Origin of the sequence: Roseateles saccharophilus, assembly GCF_004342485.1 — a bacterium.
GTDB classification, from domain to species: domain Bacteria; phylum Pseudomonadota; class Gammaproteobacteria; order Burkholderiales; family Burkholderiaceae_C; genus Pelomonas; species Pelomonas saccharophila.
Genome location: NZ_SMBU01000037.1, coordinates 1 through 21,431, shown reverse-complemented (window position 1 = coordinate 21,431; position 21,431 = coordinate 1). Strand labels below are relative to the sequence as shown.

Here is a 21,431-nt window from a genome sequence, read left to right as displayed (position 1 = left end):
CGATCTCCGTGACAGGATCGAGCCCATGCTTGCATGCAGGTGAGATCTCCGGGTCAAGTTTGCAGTTCGCACGGTTCGCCAAGCTCTGGCCGTCATCCAAATGCCGTCCATTCACGTTGATCGAGCATGAGCCGAACCGTTTTCACTTTGCTCCTGGGTCTGATGGTGTCAGCGACAGTTACCGCCGCGCCGAGTTGGGGTGTGGAGGTGCATGATCGCCTTGCCGTGCCGTCAGGCGCGCCAACGAAGGCGGTGGCAATCACGCTCGATGCCTGCGGGGGAGCTTTCGACGCCAGCCTGATTGAAACGCTGATCGATCTGCGCGTACCTGCGACCATCTTCGTGACGAAGAAGTGGCTTGATCGCAATCCTGCAGGCACAGCCATGCTGCTGGCTCACCCCGATCTGTTCGAACTGGAGGATCACGGGACGTCGCATGTGCCGGCAGTGATCGGCACGGGTCGACGTGTCTATGGCATTGCCGCGGAACCGGACGCTGCACATCTCGAAGAAGAAGTCAGCGGCGCCGCGCAGGCCATCCGGTCGCTGACGGGTCGCGCGCCGGTGTTCTTCAGAGGGGCCACCGCGATCTACGACGCGCAGTCGATGCAGATCATTCGCTCGATGGGCTACCAGGTTGCGGGCTTCTCGGTGAATGCGGATGCCGGTGCCACGCTGTCCGAGGCGCAAATCTCCGCGCGCCTGCGCGCAGTTCAACCTGGCGATATCGTGATTGCGCACATGAACAAGCCGGCTGGCTCGACGGCCGAGGCTTTCGCAGCGACCCTGCCGTCGTTGCTTGCCAAGGGCTATCGTTTCGTCACCCTGTCCGGGGGGCGCCTGCAGCCTGCTTGAGCAGGTTCGGCGCTTGGCACGGACGCGAGCCAGATCTGTTGAACCGGGGCGGATGCCCCGTGATTGCAATTCTTGCAGGGCCAATCCCACCCCGGGGCCTGAGCCTTGGGTCGGAAGGTCCCATCAAACCGACGTCAGCGCGCCAAACGGATCGTCGGAGTCCTTCTTGCACCCGACCCAGGCGTCGCAACTCCAGCAGACCCAGAACTGCCGCTCCGCGAGATCCTTGTGATCCGGGTACACGTCGAGGCCGCCGTACGGATCTGCGTGCCTGCCAAAGTAGTCGCAGATCACGAGCAGCACCAGGTCCGGCACGATGAGGGCCTTGCTGCGCGTGTAGCCGGGCGGGCAGTCCACCCGGTATGGGTTCACAACGCAGAAGTCGTCGCGCTCGGGGCGCTCCCAGTCGATGAAGTGGATGGTCTGGCCGCGGCCGCTACCCCAGCCAGGCAGGCCTTCCGCCGCCAGGCGGCCCACCAGCAGCGAGGTATCCGCCTTGTTGGCCCACATCAGCCGGTGGCCCGGCGTGCGGGTCAGGGCGATTCGGCCTGGGTGAGGCGCTCGTCATCCAGCCAGAGTTGGCCGTCGTGCAGGTTCGGCGCGTGCAGCTGGCGGCGCAGGGTGTCCGCCTCGGTGACTCGGGCGAAGCTGGCCAACCTCATCCAATTCCCGGGGCATAAACCTCCATACCAACCTCACTGGGGCCGCTAAGTGCTTGATTAATAAGACGCGTATTGGATATATGGCCCGCAGCTTCGTCCAATTCCATCCGATTCCATCCGATTCCTCTGGAATCCTTTAGGCGCCCTTAGGCTCTTCCCCCGGCACATAGGCGGCAGCTCGCCCTGCCCCTTCCAGCGTCAACTTGCCTTCCGCCTTCAACCGCTTGAGCAGATCCTTGGCCTGACCCTCGGTCAACCGGCACAAATCCATCACGTCAGCGCGCTGAATGCGTCCATGCTGCCGCACGTAGTTCAACACCAGCTGCTCATGTTGGAGGCTGCTGAAGCCCAACTGGCGGGTGTAGGCGGCCTTGTCGCCATCGGCCTTGTAGACGCCCATGGCCAGCGTGTAGGTCCGTCCGCGGGCATTGCCGTGCGCCTGCGCCAGGCCAGCCTCCACCAGGCTCTCCAACGTCTTCTTGGCCTGTACCGGCTCGCGCTGGATGTGCGCCGCCAGCTCGTCGGTACTCAGCCGCTTCAGATCGCGCAGCGTGGCCAGGGCAATGAGGCTATCGATGGGCAGCTCGCGGCCCTGCCTGCCCTCCTGCTCCACCACCAGCTTCAAGAAGGCCTCGTCGGCATCCACCGTTGCCAGCCGCAGCACCACATCGGTGGCGCTGGTGCGGCGGTAGTCCGGCTCGGGCCGGCCAAAACGCAGCATGCCGCGGTAGATCTTGTCCACGCCACGGCCGGAGCGCTCCACCATCCCGACGCGTTTCATCGCATCCGCCAGCATGCGGTTGCGCGGCCGGGGTTCGGTGGTCAGCAGGTTGGCCAGCGTCACACCGTCCACGAGGCCACCCGGATTGCTGATGGTCAGGCCCTCGTCGTCCAGTCGCACATGCACGGCACCCAGGCGGTGGTAGTCGCGGTGCACCAAGGCATTCGCCAAGGCTTCCCGGAAGGCGCCCATCTCCACCTGAGGCACCGGCACGCGGAACAGGCCGATCTGCATTTCGCGCTCTGGGTTGTAGGGTCTGAAGTTGGTCTCCAGCCAGTCCATCGCCTTAAGCAGTGGAAAGCGGCGGAACTCGTTGAACCGCACGGCTTCACGCGCCAGAACCTGGAAAGCGAACTCGTGTGTGGGCACCAGCTCGCGCAGTGCAGGCTCGCGGCCGATCAGCAGCAGGCCGGTCAGCGTCGGTGCGCGGCCGCTACCGTCGGACAGGCGTGCCGTCAGTCCCAGCGCGCCGTCCAACGCCTCGTCGTCCAGTTCCAGCAGAGCGCGGTCACCGCCGTACTGCTGCACGCACTGGCGCAGCCGCTCGCGCTCCAGCGGGTCCAGGTCGGCCAGCGTGGCGCCGGCCACGATCTGCGTCGAGGCATCCATCAGCCCGAAGCTGCTGGCCCGGCTGGCGCGGTCGTGCGGCAGCATGGCCACACACTCGGGCGTGCCGTCGGACTTGAGGCGGCGGCGCAGGTAGACGCCCGTCGTGGTGGACACCTCCCCCTGGGCCTTGGGCACGGCGATGCGAGCCACGGCCACGCCGCCCAACTGCACCGGCGTCACCGTCACGGCCAGGGAGGGCGAGGTGCGCGCTGCCACAAGTCCGGCCAGACCCGCCAGCTGCTGGTGCTCGGTGTGAAGGCCGGTAGGCTGACCATCGTCCTCCACGCCCAACCACAGCTCACCGCCTTCGGCATTGGCCATGCAGACGATGGCCTCCACCAGCTCCCTGTCGGGCAGGCGGCTGCGGTCGCTTTTGAACTCGACGGTCATCGATTCGCAGGGGGCAGCGAGTGGGCTGTCATGTGGATACCGCGTTAGAGAAGCGGGCGAAGGCTCTGCCTGCGGCGCAGCGACAGTTTCGCAGCCCGGCAGCCCGGCAGCCCGGCAGCACGCCGTGCGACCGAACGATTGGCGGCTTGCAGTTCGAGCAGGATGTCGTCGAACATCCTTTGACCCGGTTTCACTTGCCGATGCAGAAGCTGCTGAAGATGACGCCCAGAAGCTCGTCGGCCGAGAAGGCGCCGGTGATTTCGCCCAGCGCGTCGTGGGCCAGGCGCAGCTCCTCGGCCAGCAGGTCCAGCGCCGCGTCGCGCTGCTCGGCGATGGTGCGGGCCAGGTCCAGGTGCTCGGCCGTGCGGGCCAGGGCCTGCACATGGCGCTCGCGGGCGATGAACAGGCCTTCGGGCACGGCCTGCCAGCCGGCGGTCTGCAGCAGGCGCTGGCGCAGCGGCTCCAGACCTTCGCCGGTCTTGGCGCTCAGCGCGATCTCGCCGGCCGGCGGCTGTGCGAGGTCGGCCTTGTTGAAGACCTGCACGATGCGGTTCGCATCCACGCCCGCCAGCCGCGCGCGGATGCGCTCGTCCTCGGCCTCGTAGTCCGGCTGGCCGACGCGGCCCAGGTCGTGCAGGAAGAGCACGACGTCGGCATCGGCGATCGCGTCCCAGCTGCGTGACACGCCGATGCGCTCGACCTCGTCGGCGGTCGCGTCGCGCAGGCCGGCCGTGTCGGTGATGTGCAGGGGCACGCCTTCGATCTGGATGGTCTGGCTGACCTTGTCGCGCGTCGTGCCGGGGATGGGCGTGACGATGGCCAGCTCGGCGCCCGCCAGCGCGTTCAGCAGCGAGCTCTTGCCGACATTGGGCTGGCCGGCGAGAACCACCTTGAGGCCGTCGCGCAGCAGCGTGCCCTGGCGGGTGCGGGCCTGGACCGCGCTCAGTTGCGCGGTCAGGCGGTCCAGCCGGCCGAAGGCGTCGGCCTTCTCGAGGAAGTCGATCTCCTCCTCGGGGAAGTCCAGCGTCGCCTCGACCAGCATGCGCAGCTGGATCAGCTGGTCGCGCAGCAGGCCTACCTCGTGCGACAGCGCCCCGCCCAGCGCGCGGCTGGCGCTGCGTGCAGCCGCCTCGGTGCTGGCGTCGATCAGGTCGGCCACGGCCTCGGCCTGGGCCAGGTCGAGCTTGCCGTTCAGGAAGGCGCGCTGCGTGAACTCGCCCGGTTCGGCCAGGCGCACGCCCGCACCGGCCTCGATGACCCGCGCCAGCAGCAGTTGCAGCACGACGGAGCCGCCATGGGCCTGGAGCTCAAGCACATGCTCGCCGGTGTAGGAGTGCGGCGCCGGGAAGTGCAGGGCCAGGCCCTGGTCAATGGCGTTGCCGCTTGCGTCGCGCAAGGGCAGATAGGTGGCCTCGCGCGCGCGGAGCTGGCGTCCGCAGACGGCTAACATCAAGGGTGTCAGGTCTTGCGGTGAGGACACGCGCACGATGCCGACCGCCCCGCGCCCGGGCGCGGTGGCAATGGCGGCGATGGGGTCGGCATGGCGGGACAGCATGGCGGCATTGTCGAACCTCCCGCTGGCCGCCCGGGAGCCCGTCACCGCCCGTGAATACGACCACCTCCGCCCCCACCGAATCTGCGACCCCGCTGCTCCCCCTGGACCCCGCGCTGCGCGATGAGCTCTACCGCGAGTTGCGCCAGATGGCCCACCAGCGCCTGCGCCGCAGCGGCCCGCTGACCTTGCTGGACACCACGGCGCTGGTACACGAAGGCTGGCTCAAGCTGGCCAACGGCAGCGGCTGGCAGGGCCTGGAGCCAGGCCATTTCATGGCCTATGCGGCCACCGTGATGCGCTCCATCGTCGTGGACTACGCCCGCGCCCGTCAGACCCGTCAGCGCGGCGGCGGCGCCACCCATGTGCCGCTGGAAGAGCTGCCCACGCTGGCCCACCGCGACGACGAATACCTGCAGGTGCACGAGGCGCTGAACGACCTCGAACGCCAGGACCCGCGTCTGGCCCGGCTGGTGGAGCTGCGCTTTTTCGTCGGCCTGGAAGAGGCCGAATGCGCGGAGGCGCTGGGCCAGTCCCGTCGCACCGTGCAGCGCGACTGGCAGAAGGCGCGGGCCTTGTTGTGGGACGCGCTGAACGACTGAATCTTCACCCTTGGCTGCGGCGCTGGGGCGCTCGCTCTTCACCATGTCCGTCCTTTCCCCTGACGATTGGCAGCTCGTCGAGCCCTTGCTCGACGCCGCCTTGTCCCTGCCGCCTGCCGAGCGCCGGCACTTTCTCGATACCCTGCCTCCCGCGCAGCAGCGCTGGCGCGCCAAGCTGGACCGGCTGTTGCAGGCCGAGGCCGACGCCGCGGGAGCCGGTTTCCTGAGCCGCGCGGCCAGCCTGGCCGGCGGCACCGAGGGCCCGGGTGCCGGCGCGCCCCGGTGGCATGCCGGCCAGCATGTCGGCCCCTGGGCGCTGATCGAGGAGCTGGGCCGCGGCGGCATGGCCAGTGTCTGGCGCGCCCGCCCGCACAGCGGTGACTTCCAGCGCGAGGTGGCGCTCAAGCTGCCGCACAGCCCTGCGCCTGGCTGGCTGGAGCGGCTCAGGCGCGAGCGCGACCTGCTGGCCCGGCTGCAGCATGCCGGCATCGCGAGGCTTTACGACGCCGGCGTGGACTCGCAGGGCCTGCCCTGGCTGGCGATGGAGTGTGTGCAGGGCCGTGACATCCTCGCCTGGTGCGAAGCCCACCGCAGCAGCACGCGGGAACGCGTGGGCCTGCTGTTGCAGGTGGCCGACGCGCTGCAGTACGCGCACAGCCGCCTGGTGCTGCACCGGGACATCAAGCCCGCCAACGTCATGGTGCAGGACGACGGCCAGGTGCGGCTGCTGGACTTCGGCATCGCGCGCAGCCTGGCGGCGGCCGAGGACGAGGCCGCGCTGACCCAGCTCGGCCAGCGCCCGATGACGCCCGAATACGCCTCGCCCGAGCAGGTGCGTGGCGAGGAGCCCGGCATCGCCAGCGACGTCTATGCCTTCGGCGTGCTGGCCTACCGGCTGCTCAGCGGCGCCAGCCCCTATGCGGCGGCCGCGCCCGCGTCGCGCCATGCGCTGGAGCGCGCCGTGCTGGAGGTCGAGCCGCCGGCGGCGTCCACCGCCGCGGCCGATGCGGCCACGCGCAAGGCCCTGCGGGGCGACCTGGATGCCATCGTCGGCAAGGCCCTGGCCAAGGACCCCGCGCAGCGCTATGCGACGCTGGACGCGCTGGCTGCCGACCTGCGCCGCCACCTCGCCGGCGAGGCCGTGCTGGCCCGGCCGCCCTCCTGGCGCTACCGGGCCGGGCGCGTGATCGCGCGACATCGCTGGGCCGTCGGGGTGTCCACGCTGGCGGTACTGGCGCTGGTGGGCACGACGGGGTGGGCCGTGCAGGAGGCCCGGGCGGCGCGCCAGGAGGCCCGACGGTCGGGGGCGATGTATGAGTTCCTGACCGGGCTGTTCAACCCTTTGCGGGAGGCACAGCCGGATACCCGCAATCGGGACATGCCGGTGCGCCGCCTCATCGAGGACGGTGCCGAGCGCGTGCTGGGCGCCTTGAAGGACGAGCCGCTGGCCCGGGAGCAGTTGCTGATCGACCTGAGCACGCTGACCCAGCAATTGGGCTTGCCCGAGCTGTCGCGCGAGTTGGCCGAGGAGCGGGTGCGGCAGGCCGAGGCGCTGCACGGTACGCAGAGCCGCGCCTACGCCGATGCCTTGCTGGGGCAGCGCGACCTTTGGGAGAGCTCGGGCCGGTACGCGCAAGGGTACAAGGCAGCTGGGCAGGCCCTGGCGATCTACCAGGCCCAAGGCGAGCATGACCCGCAGCGTCTGGCGTTGGCCCACCTGACCCTGGGCGGCTTTGGCGCTCGATTGCACCCCCCCGAGCAGGCGGACATCGAGCACCTGCAGACCGCCGCCAGGCTGTTGAGTCCACTGCCCGGTCCCAACCTGCTGGGCGTGGTCTATGAACAGCTGACGGTTGTCTACATTGGGCGGGGCGACATGGAGTCGGCCTACCAGGCCGGCATGCTCGGCATCCAGGCGAATCGCGCGCAGCGGGGCGCGGAGGACTGGAAGACCGGTGCGTCGGAGGATCAGGTGGGCCAATTTGCCATGCTGACCCTGCGTCCGGCCGAAGCCCGCAAGCTGATCCGGCACGGGCTGGAAGTGGTGCGCAAGACCATGGGCCCGGATGTCGTCATCCTGGCGCGCGGCGAGGCCAATCTCGCGATGCTGGACATGGCCGCGGGGAAGGTCGAGGAGGCGCGTGCCCATGTGACGGAGGCCCGCCGCATCGCCGCGCTGCCGGCCAATCGCGCGATGGTTCCTTTCGGGTTGACGGTCGAGGCTTCAGCCCTGGATGTGGCCCAGCAATCGGGGGACTGGGGGGCGCTGCACGAGGCTTGCCAGCGCTGGGGCAGGGATGTGCAGGCCCCGCAGCCGGCGCTGCGGCTGCGCCTGCAGCAGGCTTGCGCGGCCGAGGCGCTCCATGTGGGGGATCTCGGCCGCGCGCGTGCGTTGTTGGACCAGGGGCAGGCGGTGGCTCGGCAATTCTTCGCGCAGGTGCCGGCGCGCCATGCCGCGCTGTGGCTGCGCGAGGGCGAATGGCTGGCGGCTCTGGGGCGCACCGATGCCGCCATCGAACGCTGGAAGCAGGTCTTGAGCGTGGATGACCGCAGCATCGTCACCGCAAGGGCCCAGGCTTATGCCCACCTGCGCGAGCAGCATGCCTTGGACGCCCCCACCCGCGCCTTGGCCGCGCGGCTGCGCGAGCAACTGCACGCCGCTGGTGGTGACGCGTTGCTGGCCACGCCGCTGGGCCTGCTGGCCGACGGTTGACCGCCGTTCAAGGCGGCATGGCGCTTTTCGGCGCCCGTTCTCGTGAATGCAGATGGAGGCCCCGGCACGACCGCTTGGGGGTCCATTGCGCAATCAAGGAGAACTGGCAATGAAGAGGATTTCGACCCTGGGGCTGGGCCTGCTGATGGCCGCCGTGCTGGCGGCCTGCGGCGGCGGTGGCAGCGACAGCAGCACGGCCTCCGCCGGCAGCACCGGCTCGACGGGTTCGTCGGGTTCGGGGAGCTCATCGGGTTCGTCCGGCGGCGCCACCGCCTTCCCGTTCACCCGCTACGACGTCTACGCCCTCTATGGCACCGGCCTGAACACCGGCACCAACACGGTGGCCTCGGTGTCGGCCACGCAGGGCACGCTGTCGACGGGCTCGGTGAGTTTCCGTGGCGCGCAGGGCGGCGGCGGGACCACCGTCACGCTGGGCACGGGCAGCGTCAGCCTGACGAGCGCCGTCGTGGCGACCGCCGACTTGAGCTGGCTGGCGCCAGGCGCGGACGGGCAGCTGGTGCAGCAATGCTCGGTGGTGCGTCAGGACGTGAGCGGTGCGAGCGTCGGCGGCTATGCCAAGAGCATGATGGTGATGGTGGCCGGCACGGCCACCGCGCTCGGCCAGGTGAGCGGCATCCCCACCGGGACGCGGCTCTATGCGGCCGAGGACTGCCAGTTCACCGGCGGCACGCCCACCGGTGACATCGCCAAGGTCACGGCGCAAGCCAACGACAGCGCCGTGGTCAACGCCGATGGCTCGGTGACGGTGTCGCCGATTGGCGCCGCCAGCTTCACGGTCTCGGCGGCCGATGTCGGCGCCGCGCTGGCCGCCGGCGGTACGGGCCTGGACGTGGTGGGCGACGTGGTGGTGCCCAGCGCCGCCGGCAAGGCCAACGGCAGCTATGCGATGCATGCCTACAGCCTGCCGCGCACCGGCGCAACGCCGCGCTACGTCGTCGTCATCCAGGCCACGCCGACGGGCGGCAATGTCGCGACGGGCAGCAAGGGCTCCGTGTCCATGCTGGTCAGCGCCTGAACGCCCTCGGCTGAAGACCCTCGAACCGGGCGGCTTGGTGCCGCCCGCTGCCGCATGAAGGCCTCCCCATGATCTCGTCCCTCCTGGCTCTCGTCCGCGCTGCGGCCGCCGCTTCCTTGCTCGTCACGCTTTGCGCCTGTGGTGGCGGTGGCGTCGACGGCACCGCACCCGCCGCCACGCCCAGCAGCCCGTTGGCCGTGCCGGTGCCGCCCGCCGCCACGGGCGATACCACCGTGCAGGCGGCCTACCAGCCCGGTGTGCGCGAACTCGTCAGCGCCAATGGCGGTCCGAAGCTGCTGCAGAGCGACGCGAGCGGCGGCCTGGTGTTCAGCGCCGCGCCCGGGGCGCAGGTCGGCCAGGTGTTGATCGTGGCCGGGCGGGCCTATAGGGTCACCGCGGTGGACGCCAGTGGCACGCAGCTGGCGACCCGCGCGCCCGAGTTGGGCGAGGTGTTCTCCAGCCTGCGCATCAAGGCCAGCGTGCAGGATGCCAGTGCCGTGCCTGCGGCGGCCGGCTGGGCCCGGCCGTTGGCCAGCGGCGGCGCCAGCACCAGCTTCGCCTACGACCTGGGTGCCATCGGTCCGGTGGGCTTGAGCTACAAGGGCCAGCTCGCGATGAAGCTGGACCTGGATCTGGACTTCAGCGCCGCCGGCGGGTTCAAGACCTTCAGCCTGGCTGGCGACCTGACCCTCACGCAGACGCTGCTGCTGCAGTTGCAGACGGCTGCCAGCAACGGCAGCGCCAGCGCCGGCGTGGAGCTCACCCGCTTCAGCTATGTGATCCCGCAGACCCTGGGCCTGGCGCGGGTGGACGTGCCCGTCATCATCCAGGCACAGGCCAGCGGCGATGCCAAGCTCTCGATGCGGGTCATCGACGGTCCGACGCATGCCCATGTGTCTCTGCGTTATGACCCGACCACCGGCCAGTTGCAGAGTGACGGCGGCGTCGATGCCAGCGCCGGCAGTGAGGCACCCGCTGCCACGGCCCAGTCCGCGGTCTCGACCACCAGCCTGGGGCTCACGTTGAAGCTGGGCCCCGACCTGCAGCTCAAGCTGCTGGACACGGTGCTGCCCTTCAGCGCCAGCGTGCGCGCGAACCTGGGGGTCTCGGCCCAGGTGGTCAGCAACGGCCAGAGCAACTGCGTGGGCTGGAGCGCCACGCTGGGCCTCGAGGCGTCCGCCAAGCTCAAGCGCGGGGGTGGCGGCAGCGGAACCGGCGACCTGCAGGCGACGCTCGCCAGCAGCCCCTGGCCGCTGGGCAGCGGCGGCGACCTGGCCGCCTGCCAAGTGCCGACGCCTAAGCCGACACCCACGCCGACACCTGTGCCACCACCCACTCCCGCGCCCGTTGTCGACGGCCTGGCACTGCTGCCGATGCCCGCCGGCGCGGAGCTGCTGACCGACTATCAACTGGTGCTGGCGACCGACGCCTTCACGCCCGACGTGAAGAACGTCTTCAACGAGAGCAGCCTGTGCTGGCAGCAGCCTTTCTATGGCTTGCAGGCCGAGCTGCTGGAGACGGTGGCGGTCTGCGCCCATACGCTGCAGCCGCAGATCCGGCGGGCCGATGCCAGCGTGGTGAATCCCGAGGCCAGCGACGACTGGGTGATCCGTTTTGGCAGCCCCGGCATGCCGAGCTGCGCGGCCGACCTGGTCGACCCCTTGCTGGGCGTGACGCAGGGGGGCGTGGTGCGGACGCACGAGCAGGGCAGTTTTGTTGGCGCGTTGACCTACTTCATCGGCCCGACCGCGGTCCACACCAACCGCCTCAGCCTGGTCTGTCAGTTGCAGGTCACGGAGCGCACGACCGGCAAGAGCTATGTCTTGCGCAGTCCGGTGTGGACATCGCCCACCGGCAAGGTGGCGGTGTCGGGCGTGACCTGGACCTGGGTCGGCGACTGATCCCGCGTGCGCCCGACTTTGGCCGGGCGCGGTGTCTGGCGCGGGGGAGGCCCGGTCCGGGCGCTCTCGTGAGCCCCGTCCGGGCCGGTGTTCTCTGCCCCGCGTCGCCATTGAACTCCGAAGCGCGGGCATAAAAAAGCCCCCGCGTGCGGGGGCTCATTCAGGGGTGTGAATCAGTTCACGCCCAACCTCTTGTTGATCAGCCACTGCTGGGCGATGGACAGGATGTTGTTCGTCAGCCAGTACAGCACCAGACCTGCGGGGAAGACGAAGAACATGATGCCGAAGGCCACTGGCATGATCCACATCATCTTCTGCTGCATCGGGTCCTGGGCCGGCGGGTTGAGCCAGACCTGGAACAGGCTGGAGGCCATCATCAGCAGCGGCAGGATGAAGAAGGGGTCGCGCACCGACAGGTCGGTGATCCACAGCGCCCAGGGTGCCTGGCGCATCTCGACCGTGGACAGCAGCACCCAGTACAGGGCCATGAAGATGGGCATCTGCAGGAAGATGGGCAGGCAGCCGCCGATGGGGTTGACCTTCTCCTCGCGGTAGATCTTCATCATCTCCTGCTGCATTTCCTGCGGCTTGTCCTTGTAGCGCTCCTTCAGCTCGTTGATGCGCGGCGCGACGGCCTTCATCTTGGCCATGGACTTGTAGGCACTGGCGTTCAGCCAGTACAGCGCGATCTTCAGCAGCACGACCAGGGCGACGATGGTCCAGCCCCAGTTGCCGAGCAGGCCGTGGATCTTGTCGAGCAGCCAGAACAGCGGCTCGGCCAGGATGGTCAGCTTGCCGTAGTCCTTCACGCGCTCCAGGCCCGGGGCCAGGGCGGCGAGCTTCTTCTCCTCTTGCGGGCCGGCAAACAGCGTGGCCTGCTGCGTGGTGCTGGCGCCGGGCGCGAGCGTGGGCAGCGTGAAGACCATGCCGCTGGCATAGGTCTGGTCGGGCTGCTTGCGCACGAAGAACTCGCGGTTGCCGGCTTCGTTGACCAGCCAGGCGCTGGCGAAGTAGTGCTGGATCATCGAGACCCAGCCGTCGTTGGCCTGCTTCTCGATGTCGACCTTGCCCTTGTCGATGTCCTCGAACTTCAGGGTCTGGAACTTGGTCTTGTCGTTGTAGACGGCCGGGCCGGTGAAGCTGGGCGTGAAGGCCGCGCCGCCGGTGACGTGGCTGCCGTCGCGCACCAGCTGCAGATAGACCTGCGGCGTGACCGGCGCGGTGCCGACGTTGACGACCTCGTGCGTGACGCCCACCGTGTAGGCGCCGCGCTTGAAGGTGAAGGTCTTGACCAGCTTGACGCCGCCGACCTCGGCCGACTCCAGGCGCAGCCGGATCTCGTCCTGGCCGTCCTTGAGCTCGCGCTCGCCGGCCACTGCCGTCATCGGCGTGGTGTGGGCGGGCAGCGGGCCCTGGGCGCTGACCAGGCCGGTCTGGGCGCGGTAGCGCTGGGCCTCGTTGAACAGCAGGACGGGCTGGGGCGTGAACTCCGGCTTCTTCTGCAGATGCACCATCTGCAGCAGCTGGTCCGTCACCGTCGGGTCGGGCGAGGTCAGGTAGTGCGGCAGCTCGGTGCGCACGATGTCGCCGCCCAGCGTGTCGACCGTGACGGCCAGCACGTCGGTGTGGACGGTGATCTTCTCGGACGGAGCGGGCCCTGCCGGCGCGGCGGCGGCCGTTGTGGGCGCCTGGCCGGCCGCGGCCGTGCTGGCTGGCGGCACACCGCCGCCCGAGGCGGGCGTGGCCGGTGCCGCCGTCGACACGGCCTTGGGCGCCGGGCTGAACATGGACGGATGCCCGTTGTACTTTTGCCAGCCGTCCCAGAGCAGGACGAGGGACATCGTGAACACCACCCACAGCACGGTGCGGCGAATATCAGTCATGAGGAGACTCGGACGAGGAAGACGACGCGCTGGCGCGCGCCATGGAGGGGGAGACGAAGCGGGTGAACAGCCGCGGCGGATTGTGGGGCACGGGGTCGTGCCCGCCGTCGCACCACGGGTTGCAGCGCAGGATGCGGTGGACCGTCAGATAGCTGCCGGCCAGCGCGCCATGCTGTTCCAGCGCCTGCAGCGAATAGCGCGAGCAGGTCGGTTCGAAGCGGCAGGCATTGCCCAGCCAGGGGCTGAGCATCAGGCGGTAGCCGCGCACGACAGCCATCAGCGCCCGGGCCGGCCAGCTGGGCATCATGCCTGTGCCCCAGATTTGGGCGGCTGCGGCTTCAGCGCGCGATCCAGCAGCTGGGCCAGCTCGGCGCGCGCGGCCTGGCGCAGCGCGTCGGAGGCGGCGCTGGGGAATTTCTGGCGGTCAAAAGGCGAGCGCAAGCGGACGACCCACAAACCCGGCGGCATGCCTGGGCGCTCGGCAAATGCGGCGCGGATCTGCCTCTTCAAGAGCTGGCGCGTCACCGAGCGCTTCGCATGCCGCTTGGGAACGACGATGCCCACCCAGCAGCCTTCAACTTGTTCGGAAGGCGCGCGAGGCGGGTCTTGTTCCACAAGGGTGTGGGCAGGCTGTGTGTCGCCTGTTGATAACTCGGCCTGGGCTGTGCGCAACTTGGCGGCATGCCAGGCGCTGGGCGCCGGATTGGCCGAGAGATGGTGCAGCGCGAAATGCGCGCTGCGTCCCCGGCTCTGACGACCGAGCACACGCTCAAAGTCCACCGGGCGTTGCAGCTTGCCGATCATCGGATGCCCGGGGGCTGACGACGCGCTCGGGCGTCGTCGCGCGGCTTAGACGGCCAGGCGCTTGCGGCCCTTGGCGCGGCGAGCGGCGATGACGGCACGGCCGCCACGCGTCTTCATGCGCACGAGGAAGCCGTGGGTACGGGCGCGGCGGGTCTTGGAGGCTTGGTAGGTACGCTTCATGGGAAACCTCTTTTGAGGGTTTGTTCAGGCTGGGCGCAACGGTTGGCACCCGGCAAGGGGCCGGGACGGGCCCCGGCGAAAAGCGCACGACGAAGCACTCGCAGTGCGCGAAAACCCGTGATTACAGCAGATGCCGCGGCCCCGGTCAATAAGTCGCCGGCCTCAAGGCGGGTTTGCCAGGGATTGACCCCCGTCCAATTTCTGTGGATAACCCGCCTTTCTGGGGCGCTGGTTCCGTACAATCCAGCCGCTCGAGAACAAGTTTTCCACAATGAGCGAAGAAGAACACGGGGTGGACGGGGTGCAGGCCTTGGCAACTGGCATGGAATCGGCGGACTGGGCATCGGACCTGTGGCGGCGCGGCTGCGAGCGCTTGGCCACCGAGCTGCCGGAGCAGCAGTTCAACACCTGGATCCGCCCGCTGCCGCCGGCCACGCTGGCCGGCGAGGGCGCCCCCGAAAGCGCCCTGGTCGCGACGCTGCGGGTGCCCAACCACTTCAAGCGCGACTGGATCCGCCGTCAGTACGCGGCCCGCATCGAAGCCATCCTGACCGAGCTGGCCGGCCGCCCGACCCGGCTGGAGCTGGCCCTGGCCGCGCGCGACCCCGCCGGCGCCGCCATCGCCGTGCCGCCTGCGGCGCAGGCGATGGCGCCGCAGCAGCTCCCGGTCCTGCCGGCCGAGCCGAGCGCGGCGCTGAGGCCGGTCGTCGTGCCGGCAGCGTCCACCGTCGTCCTGCCTTCGCAGGCGCCGGCCTCGGCCAAGCACCGCATCAACCCGTCGCTCACCTTCGACACGCTGGTGCCCGGCCGCGCCAACCAGATGGCCCGCACGGCGGCCCTGCATGTGGCCGGTGCCCCGGGCGTCACCTACAACCCGCTGTTCATCTACGGCGGCGTCGGCCTGGGCAAGACCCACCTGATCCACGCCGTCGGCAACGCGCTGCTCAAGGACAGGCCGGACGCCCGCGTGCTCTACCTGCATGCCGAGCAGTTCATCTCCGACGTGGTCAAGAACTACCAGCGCAAGACCTTCGACGAACTCAAGGCCAAATACCACTCGCTGGACCTGCTGCTCATCGACGACGTGCAGTTCTTCGCCGGCAAGGACCGCACCCAGGAGGAGTTCTTCAACGCCTTCGAGGCGCTGCTGGCCAAGAAGGCCCACATCATCATGACGTCGGACACCTACCCCAAGGGTCTGGTGGACATCGACGAGCGCCTGACCTCGCGCTTCGACGCCGGCCTGACGGTGGCCATCGAGCCGCCCGAGCTGGAGATGCGCGTCGCCATCCTGATCAAGAAGGCCGAGGCCGAGGGCCAGCCCATGCCCGAGGACGTGGCCTTCTTCGTCGCCAAGAACGTGCGCGCCAACGTGCGCGAGCTCGAAGGCGCGCTGCGCAAGGTGCTGGCCTATGCCAAGTTCTCGCACAAGGAGATCAGCATCACGCTGGCCCGCGAGGCGCTGAAGGATCTGCTCTCCATCCAGAACCGCCAGATCGGTGTGGAGAACATCCAGAAGACGGTGGCCGACTTCTACAAGATCAAGGTCGCCGACATGTACTCCAAGAAGCGCCCGGCCAGCATCGCCCGGCCGCGCCAGATCGCCATGTACCTGGCCAAGGAGCTGACGCAAAAGAGCCTGCCCGAGATCGGCGAGCTGTTCGGTGGCCGCGACCACACGACGGTGCTGCACGCGGTGCGCAAGATCGGCGGCGAGCGCCAGAAGAACACCGAGCTGAACCAGCAGCTGCACGTGCTGGAGCAGACGCTCAAGGGTTGAGGCCCCGACGGGACGCCTCCGGGTTGACCCGGAGGCTTCAAGAAGCCCTCGCCGGCCGGGCGTGCACCCAATCCGGGCGACAATCGCAGCTTCACGCGCGCGCGCGTTTTCTGGGCGTGATCCCAGTCGAAAACTCTCCCTCCAAGAGGTCCTCATGATCGTTTTGAAAGCTCCCCAGGATCAGGTGCTCGGCGCGCTGCAGGCGGTGTCGGGCATCGTCGAGCGGCGCCACACGCTGCCCATCCTGGCCAATGTGCTGATCCGCAAGACCGGCAACCAGGTGGAGCTCACGACCAGCGACCTCGAGATCCAGGTCCGCACCACGGTGCAGTTCGACGGCGATGCCGGCAACCTGTCCACCACGGTGGGTGCGCGCAAGCTGATCGACATCCTGCGCTCCATGCCGGCCGACCAGACCGTCAGCCTGACGAGCAACCAGAACAAGATGACGCTGCAGGGCGGCAAGAGCCGCTTCACGCTGCAGACGCTGCCGGCCGACGACTTCCCGCTGGTGCAGGAAGCCGCCGACTTCGGCCCCGCCTTCAGCGTGCCGCAGAAGGCGCTCAAGGGCCTGATCAACCAGGTGCACTTCGCGATGGCGGTGCACGACATCCGCTACTACCTGAACGGCATCCTGTTCGTCGCCGAAGGCAGGAACCTGACGCTGGTCGCGACCGACGGCCACCGCCTGGCAATGGCCCAGGCCGAGCTGGACACCGACATCCCCAAGCAGGAAGTCATCCTGCCGCGCAAGACCGTGCTCGAGCTGCAGCGCCTCTTGAAGGACGGCAAGGGTGATGACGAGAACGCGCCCATCGAGATGCGCTTCGCCGGCAACCAGGCCAAGTTCTCGTTCAGCGGCATGGAGTTCGTGACCAAGCTGGTCGAGGGCAAGTTCCCCGACTACAACCGCGTCATCCCGAAGAACCACAAGTTCCGCCTGACGCTGGGCCGTGCGCCGCTGCTGGCCAGCCTGCAGCGCGCCGCCATCCTGACCAGCGAGAAGTTCAAGGCCGTGCGTCTGAGCTTCGAGCCGGGCCTGCTGTCCATCGCGTCCAGCAATGCCGAGCAGGAAGAGGCCAAGGAAGAGATCGAGATCGACTACGGTGGCGACAAGATCGAGACCGGCTTCAACGTCACCTATCTGATGGATGCCCTGAGCAACATGAGCCAGGAGATGGTCTGCATCGACCTCAACGACAGCGCATCCAGCGCGCTGCTGACCATCCCGGACACGACGGGATTCAAGTACGTCGTGATGCCGATGCGAATCTGAGCCAGCGCCTGGCTTGGACACAGCGGGCCTCGGCCCGCTTCAGTGCTTTTATAGGGCGGTGAGTTGACCGCCCGTGAGTGAGAGAGAGTTCCCGATGAGTGATGTTCCCAGCAGTGCCGAGCACCCCGATGGCCTGAACGCCAACCAGCAAGCGGCCGCTGCGGCCGAGGCCAAGTCGGGCGCGGTCTACGACGCCGACTCCATCCAGATCCTGGAAGGCCTGGAGGCGGTGCGCAAGCGCCCGGGCATGTACATCGGCGACACCTCGGACGGCACCGGCCTGCACCACCTCGTCTTCGAAGTGGTGGACAACTCCATCGACGAAGCGCTGGCCGGCCACTGCGACGACATCGTCGTCACGATCCACACCGACAACTCCATCTCCGTCATCGACAACGGTCGCGGCATTCCCACCGGCGTCAAGATGGACGACAAGCACGAGCCCAAGCGCTCGGCCGCCGAGATCGCGCTGACCGAGCTGCACGCCGGCGGCAAGTTCAACCAGAACTCCTACAAGGTCTCCGGCGGCCTGCACGGCGTGGGCGTGAGCTGCGTGAACGGCCTGTCCAAGTTCCTGCGCCTGACGGTGCGCCAGAACGGCAAGGTGCACTTCATCGAGTTCGCCAAGGGCATCCCGCAGAACGGCGAGAGCGTGGTGGTGGACGGCTTCGAGACCCGTCCGATGAAGGTCATCGGCGAGACCGACAAGCGCGGCACCGAAGTCCACTTCCTGCCGGATACCGAGATCTTCAAAGAGAACAACGACTACCACTACGACATCCTCGCCAAGCGGCTGCGCGAGCTCTCCTTCCTGAACAACGGCGTCAAGATCCGCCTCGTCGACGAGCGCAGCAACAAGGAAGACAACTTCGCCTATGCCGGCGGCGTGAAGGGCTTCGTCGAGTTCATCAACAAGGGCAAGACGGTCCTGCACCCGAACATCTTCCACGCCATCGGCGACAAGATGAGCGACCAGGGCACCAATATCGGCGTCGAAGTGGCGATGCAGTGGAACGACGGCTTCAACGAGAACGTCCTCTGCTTCACCAACAACATTCCGCAGCGCGACGGCGGCACCCACCTGACCGGCCTGCGCGCCGCGATGACCCGCGTCATCAACAAATACATCGAGGACAACGAGCTGGCCAAGAAGGCCAAGGTCGAAGTCGCCGGTGACGACATGCGCGAAGGCCTGGCCTGCGTCGTGTCCGTGAAGGTGCCCGAGCCCAAGTTCAGCTCGCAGACCAAGGACAAGCTGGTGTCCTCGGAAGTGCGCGCGCCGGTGGAAGACATCGTCAGCCGCCTGCTGACCGACTACCTGCTCGAGAACCCGCTCGACGCCAAGACCATCTGCGGCAAGATTCTCGACGCCGCCCGCGCCCGCGAGGCCGCCCGCAAGGCCCGCGAGATGACGCGCCGCAAGGGCGTGCTCGATGGCCTGGGCCTGCCCGGCAAGCTGGCCGACTGCCAGGAAAAGGACCCTGCGCTCTGCGAGATCTACATCGTGGAGGGTGACTCCGCCGGCGGCTCCGCCAAGCAGGGCCGCGACCGGAAGTTCCAGGCCATCCTGCCGCTGCGCGGCAAGATCCTCAACGTCGAGAAGGCACGCTACGAGAAGCTGCTGACCAGCAATGAAATCCTGACGCTGATCACGGCCCTCGGTACCGGCATCGGCCGCGGCGCCGGTGGCGACGACTTCAACCCCGACAAGCTCCGCTACCACCGCATCATCATCATGACCGACGCGGACGTGGACGGCGCCCACATCCGCACGCTGCTGCTGACCTTCTTCTACCGCCAGATGCCCGAGCTCGTGGAGCGCGGCCACATCTACATCGCCCAGCCGCCGCTGTACAAGGTCAAGGTCGGCAAGCACGAGCAATACCTGAAGGACGGCCACGAGTTCGACGCCTTCCTGCTCAAGGTCGCGCTGCAGGACGCGCACCTGGACACTGGCGCCGGCACGACGCTGAGCGGCGACGCGCTCGACCTGCTGGCCCGCAAATACGTCACCGCGCAGAGCGTCATCGAGCGCCTGTCCAACTGGATGGACATCGAGGCCCTGCACGTGCTGGCCAACGGCCTGGCCTTGAAGCTCGACGCCCGCGACGACGCCGAAGCCAGCGCCGCCGCGCTGAAGGCCGCGCTGCACAACGCCGAGGTCACGGTCGAGACGGACCCGCGCACCGACAAGCTCTTCCTGAAGATCGCCCGCATCCACCACGGCAACGTGCGCGCCAGCATCATCTCCGCCGACTTCGTGCACGGCGCCGACTATGAAGTGCTGGCCGACGCCGGCCTGAGCTTCCAGGGCCTCATCAAGGAGGGCGCCCTCGTGCGCAAGGGCGAGGGCGAGAAGGCCAAGGAAAGCAAGGTCGACGATTTCCGGGCGGCCATGGCCTGGCTGATGGGCCAGGCTGAAGGCAGCGTCGGCCGTCAGCGCTACAAGGGCCTGGGCGAGATGAATCCCGAGCAGCTGTGGGAAACGACGATGGACCCGACGGTCCGCCGCCTGCTGCGCGTGCAGATCGAGGACGCCATCGAGGCGGATAAGGTCTTCACGATGCTGATGGGGGATGAGGTGGAGCCGCGGCGCGAATTCATTGAGACGAATGCGCTGCGGGCGGGCAATATCGACGTTTGACGTTTGTCGGGTGCGTAGGGCGCCGAATTAGTTGCGACTGGTGGGCGCTAGTTAACGCGACTGGCTTCAACGTTGAATTTGACAAGGTCTTGCCGAGACTCGCTTTGCTAGGGAAGGCCTGCAGATTTCGCGGACCTTGGCGTGCCTCAGTGCAACCTACCTGTCGGGTGACACGGTAGGTGGCAGGATCGCCAAGTTTTTGCAATCAAGCTTCCTTCGCCAGGGGAATTCGGTGCGGCGCAACGCGCTCGTCATCGATCAAAGAACAAGAGCATGTACGCACCGATGACGATCGATGGTCAGATCAAGACCTTCGAGCACCTGGTTCCCATCAACCGCAGAGTCAAGATTGAGCTGCCGCCGAACCTGTTCAAAGAGGTTCTGGTGCACTTCAAGTTTTCCAACCATTGCTTCTCGGAAGAGTTGCCCGAGGGTGAGGTGGCGCCAGCCGGCCGTGGGGTTGCTGACGGCTCGGAGAAGCACCCTCGCAATCGCGTCTTCAATGAGGAGCGATATGTTCTTTCGAAAGGCTTGGTGAGCGTCATCGACCAATTGATCGCCGGCAACCAGCGCGTCACCAAGACGAAGCATCACAACTACTACCGTGCTGACGACGTCAGCACGATGCGCGATGGACAGGAGGTGAAGGTCTCTTACGCCATCTTCATGTCAGCCAAGCTCAAGGACGAGCCTGGCCAGCAGAAGCACCTCGAGGTCTACGTTGAGTCGGCGTACCCTCTGGACTCCCAGCTTCCCGTGGTGGGTTCGCAATGGAGCGGAAGCTTTGGGGCGATGCTCGGCAGCAAGTGGAATCCGGTGCAGACCCAGCCACACAAAGCCAAGAAGACCAAAAAAATTAAGAAGACCAAGTAGGCAGTGCCGCAGCTGCATCGAGCTGAGGAACGAAAATCAAGCCCAAACGGGTGAAGGGGCCACAAGGGCCCCTTCAAGGTACGCGATGTTCTCTTTAATCCCTGGGGAACCACCGAAGTGGCGGAGAACGGCTAGGTCACATCGCTTTGCCGTTGCTTTCACGAAGCTCGCGCTTCGCGTCTCTACTTAGTCCCGGCCCCCGAGAGGGTAGGCAAGAAGAGTTATTAGGCTGAATGCTATCCGGATACGGATGCCCTGTCAACACTTTTGGCGTGACCGCAACGAGTCTTGTTGGGTCAAAAAATCTATTAAGAATCAACTACTTAGGCGGTGTCCTAAGGGCTCCGGACGCATGCTCAAAGCTGACGTTAACGGCCATTCGGCTTGAGATGCTTGGGCGTCCGTGGCTTGTGCCTGCTGCTGGCTACGCTCGGACCGAGCTTGGCGCAAAAGTCCTTGAAGCGAGGTGCCATCAACCAGTGTGACGTTTCGGCCGCTGGCGAAGGCCACGGCGTCCTCGGTGAACCGGCCCGAGGTCACAACAAATCCGCCCGCGGCGCCCCTGGCAGCCATGGCGCCGTACAGCTCGCGAACCACCTCGACCCCGACCTTGAAAGCACGCCACTGCTTGCACTGAACCAAGTACTTCTCAGTGCCATTCTTGGCCGGCCGGGTCAGCACAAGATCGACGCCGCCGTCGGGCCCACCTCCACCTGTTTCGGCCACGCGGTAACCCTGCATGCGGAAGCCCTCTCCGACGAGCATCTCGAACTCTCGCCAGCTCATCCCTTCGAGAACGTCAAAGACATGTCGCCGCAGGAGGTGCTCAAGCGCTACAAGAGCTTGGCCGACATCGAGCGGGGCTTCCGGGTGCTGAAGTCCGAGATCGA

General features: G+C 67.5%; 18 protein-coding genes and 1 pseudogene. 9 read left to right on the top strand and 10 right to left on the bottom strand.

From position 1 onward, the window contains the following. Positions 1–126: 126 nt before the first annotated feature. Entirely contained in the window at positions 127–855 is a 729-nt protein-coding gene (locus EV671_RS21865; RefSeq protein WP_132575782.1) for a polysaccharide deacetylase family protein, read from the top strand. Between the two features lie 123 nt (positions 856–978). Here EV671_RS21865 and EV671_RS21860 read toward each other — a convergent pair whose 3' ends face one another. From EV671_RS21860 to mnmE, 5 genes are all read right to left on the bottom strand, one after another. Continuing rightward, on the bottom strand, positions 979–1,365 hold the full coding sequence (locus EV671_RS21860; RefSeq protein ID WP_132575780.1) for a hypothetical protein: 387 nt from the start codon (positions 1,363–1,365) through the stop codon (positions 979–981). A 23-nt stretch (positions 1,366–1,388) separates the two neighbouring features. Continuing rightward, positions 1,389–1,517, bottom strand: coding sequence for a hypothetical protein (locus tag EV671_RS27835; protein WP_277592454.1), 129 nt, complete (start codon positions 1,515–1,517; stop codon positions 1,389–1,391). A 136-nt stretch (positions 1,518–1,653) separates the two neighbouring features. Then, positions 1,654–3,297, bottom strand: coding sequence for a DNA glycosylase AlkZ-like family protein (locus tag EV671_RS21855; RefSeq protein ID WP_132575778.1), 1,644 nt, complete (start codon positions 3,295–3,297; stop codon positions 1,654–1,656). A gap of 44 nt (positions 3,298–3,341) precedes the next feature. Next, entirely contained in the window at positions 3,342–3,473 is a 132-nt protein-coding gene (locus EV671_RS27830) for a hypothetical protein (protein WP_277592453.1), read from the bottom strand. A 14-nt stretch (positions 3,474–3,487) separates the two neighbouring features. Then, positions 3,488–4,852 carry a tRNA uridine-5-carboxymethylaminomethyl(34) synthesis GTPase MnmE gene (gene mnmE / locus EV671_RS21850; protein ID WP_132575776.1) on the bottom strand — a complete coding sequence of 455 codons (1,365 nt, stop codon included), beginning with the start codon at positions 4,850–4,852 and terminating at the stop codon, positions 3,488–3,490. Between the two features lie 50 nt (positions 4,853–4,902). Here mnmE and EV671_RS21845 point away from each other — a divergent pair, with 50 nt between their 5' ends. The 4 genes from EV671_RS21845 (at position 4,903) to EV671_RS21830 (ending at position 11,101) form a co-directional block, all read left to right on the top strand. Beyond that, on the top strand, positions 4,903–5,451 hold the full coding sequence (locus tag EV671_RS21845) for an ECF-type sigma factor (RefSeq protein WP_165917678.1): 549 nt from the start codon (positions 4,903–4,905) through the stop codon (positions 5,449–5,451). Between the two features lie 43 nt (positions 5,452–5,494). Then, the gene (locus tag EV671_RS21840) at positions 5,495–8,164 is read left to right on the top strand and encodes a serine/threonine-protein kinase (RefSeq protein ID WP_132575774.1); all 2,670 of its coding nucleotides are present in this window, start codon (positions 5,495–5,497) and stop codon (positions 8,162–8,164) included. 109 nt (positions 8,165–8,273) lie between these two features. Continuing rightward, positions 8,274–9,200, top strand: a complete 927-nt coding sequence (locus EV671_RS21835) for a hypothetical protein (RefSeq protein WP_132575772.1) — start codon at positions 8,274–8,276, stop codon at positions 9,198–9,200. A gap of 68 nt (positions 9,201–9,268) precedes the next feature. Then, the gene (locus EV671_RS21830) at positions 9,269–11,101 is read left to right on the top strand and encodes a hypothetical protein (RefSeq protein WP_132575770.1); all 1,833 of its coding nucleotides are present in this window, start codon (positions 9,269–9,271) and stop codon (positions 11,099–11,101) included. Between the two features lie 173 nt (positions 11,102–11,274). On the opposite strand, the gene yidC is transcribed toward EV671_RS21830, so the two are convergent. Genes yidC through rpmH form a run of 4 tightly spaced genes read right to left on the bottom strand, consistent with a single transcriptional unit; the run spans position 11,275 to position 13,968 of the window. Beyond that, positions 11,275–12,984, bottom strand: a complete 1,710-nt coding sequence (yidC, locus tag EV671_RS21825; RefSeq protein WP_132575768.1) for a membrane protein insertase YidC — start codon at positions 12,982–12,984, stop codon at positions 11,275–11,277. Then, positions 12,977–13,291 (bottom strand): membrane protein insertion efficiency factor YidD, encoded by a 315-nt coding sequence (gene yidD / locus EV671_RS21820; RefSeq protein WP_243655839.1) that lies wholly within the window; start codon positions 13,289–13,291, stop codon positions 12,977–12,979. The genes yidC and yidD overlap by 8 nt, the downstream gene beginning before the upstream one ends. Continuing rightward, positions 13,288–13,788 (bottom strand): ribonuclease P protein component, encoded by a 501-nt coding sequence (locus EV671_RS21815; protein ID WP_132575766.1) that lies wholly within the window; start codon positions 13,786–13,788, stop codon positions 13,288–13,290. The genes yidD and EV671_RS21815 overlap by 4 nt, the downstream gene beginning before the upstream one ends. Before the next feature lie 45 nt (positions 13,789–13,833). After that, positions 13,834–13,968 (bottom strand): 50S ribosomal protein L34, encoded by a 135-nt coding sequence (gene rpmH, locus EV671_RS21810; RefSeq protein ID WP_054021782.1) that lies wholly within the window; start codon positions 13,966–13,968, stop codon positions 13,834–13,836. A gap of 322 nt (positions 13,969–14,290) precedes the next feature. Here rpmH and dnaA point away from each other — a divergent pair, with 322 nt between their 5' ends. The 4 genes from dnaA to EV671_RS21790 all read left to right on the top strand — a co-directional run bounded on the left by dnaA (position 14,291) and on the right by EV671_RS21790 (position 20,541). Next, positions 14,291–15,748, top strand: a complete 1,458-nt coding sequence (gene dnaA, locus EV671_RS21805) for a chromosomal replication initiator protein DnaA (RefSeq protein WP_132575839.1) — start codon at positions 14,291–14,293, stop codon at positions 15,746–15,748. 154 nt (positions 15,749–15,902) lie between these two features. Further along, on the top strand, positions 15,903–17,024 hold the full coding sequence (gene dnaN, locus EV671_RS21800; protein WP_132575764.1) for a DNA polymerase III subunit beta: 1,122 nt from the start codon (positions 15,903–15,905) through the stop codon (positions 17,022–17,024). 94 nt (positions 17,025–17,118) lie between these two features. Continuing rightward, complete coding sequence (gene gyrB, locus EV671_RS21795) at positions 17,119–19,668, top strand: DNA topoisomerase (ATP-hydrolyzing) subunit B (protein WP_132575762.1); 2,550 nt, start codon at positions 17,119–17,121, stop codon at positions 19,666–19,668. Between the two features lie 273 nt (positions 19,669–19,941). Further along, complete coding sequence (locus tag EV671_RS21790) at positions 19,942–20,541, top strand: hypothetical protein (protein WP_132575760.1); 600 nt, start codon at positions 19,942–19,944, stop codon at positions 20,539–20,541. 315 nt (positions 20,542–20,856) lie between these two features. Here the strand turns inward: EV671_RS21790 and EV671_RS27550 are convergent. Continuing rightward, positions 20,857–21,342 (bottom strand): annotated as a pseudogene (locus EV671_RS27550) (restriction endonuclease); the annotation flags it as partial. Between the last annotated feature and the right edge of the window lie 89 nt (positions 21,343–21,431).

Coding starts and splice junctions, on each gene's coding strand:
- EV671_RS21860 (WP_132575780.1), bottom strand. CDS start 1,365: ATGTGGGCCAACAAGGCGGATACCTCGCTGCTGGTGGGCCGCCTGGCG.
- dnaA (WP_132575839.1), top strand. CDS start 14,291: ATGGAATCGGCGGACTGGGCATCGGACCTGTGGCGGCGCGGCTGCGAG.
- EV671_RS27835 (WP_277592454.1), bottom strand. CDS start 1,517: ATGAGGTTGGCCAGCTTCGCCCGAGTCACCGAGGCGGACACCCTGCGC.
- rpmH (WP_054021782.1), bottom strand. CDS start 13,968: ATGAAGCGTACCTACCAAGCCTCCAAGACCCGCCGCGCCCGTACCCAC.
- gyrB (WP_132575762.1), top strand. CDS start 17,119: ATGAGTGATGTTCCCAGCAGTGCCGAGCACCCCGATGGCCTGAACGCC.
- EV671_RS21840 (WP_132575774.1), top strand. CDS start 5,495: ATGTCCGTCCTTTCCCCTGACGATTGGCAGCTCGTCGAGCCCTTGCTC.
- EV671_RS21815 (WP_132575766.1), bottom strand. CDS start 13,788: ATGATCGGCAAGCTGCAACGCCCGGTGGACTTTGAGCGTGTGCTCGGT.
- EV671_RS21835 (WP_132575772.1), top strand. CDS start 8,274: ATGAAGAGGATTTCGACCCTGGGGCTGGGCCTGCTGATGGCCGCCGTG.
- mnmE (WP_132575776.1), bottom strand. CDS start 4,852: ATGCTGTCCCGCCATGCCGACCCCATCGCCGCCATTGCCACCGCGCCC.
- EV671_RS21790 (WP_132575760.1), top strand. CDS start 19,942: ATGTACGCACCGATGACGATCGATGGTCAGATCAAGACCTTCGAGCAC.
- yidD (WP_243655839.1), bottom strand. CDS start 13,291: ATGATGCCCAGCTGGCCGGCCCGGGCGCTGATGGCTGTCGTGCGCGGC.
- EV671_RS27830 (WP_277592453.1), bottom strand. CDS start 3,473: ATGTTCGACGACATCCTGCTCGAACTGCAAGCCGCCAATCGTTCGGTC.
- EV671_RS21865 (WP_132575782.1), top strand. CDS start 127: ATGAGCCGAACCGTTTTCACTTTGCTCCTGGGTCTGATGGTGTCAGCG.
- dnaN (WP_132575764.1), top strand. CDS start 15,903: ATGATCGTTTTGAAAGCTCCCCAGGATCAGGTGCTCGGCGCGCTGCAG.
- yidC (WP_132575768.1), bottom strand. CDS start 12,984: ATGACTGATATTCGCCGCACCGTGCTGTGGGTGGTGTTCACGATGTCC.
- EV671_RS21855 (WP_132575778.1), bottom strand. CDS start 3,297: ATGACCGTCGAGTTCAAAAGCGACCGCAGCCGCCTGCCCGACAGGGAG.
- EV671_RS21830 (WP_132575770.1), top strand. CDS start 9,269: ATGATCTCGTCCCTCCTGGCTCTCGTCCGCGCTGCGGCCGCCGCTTCC.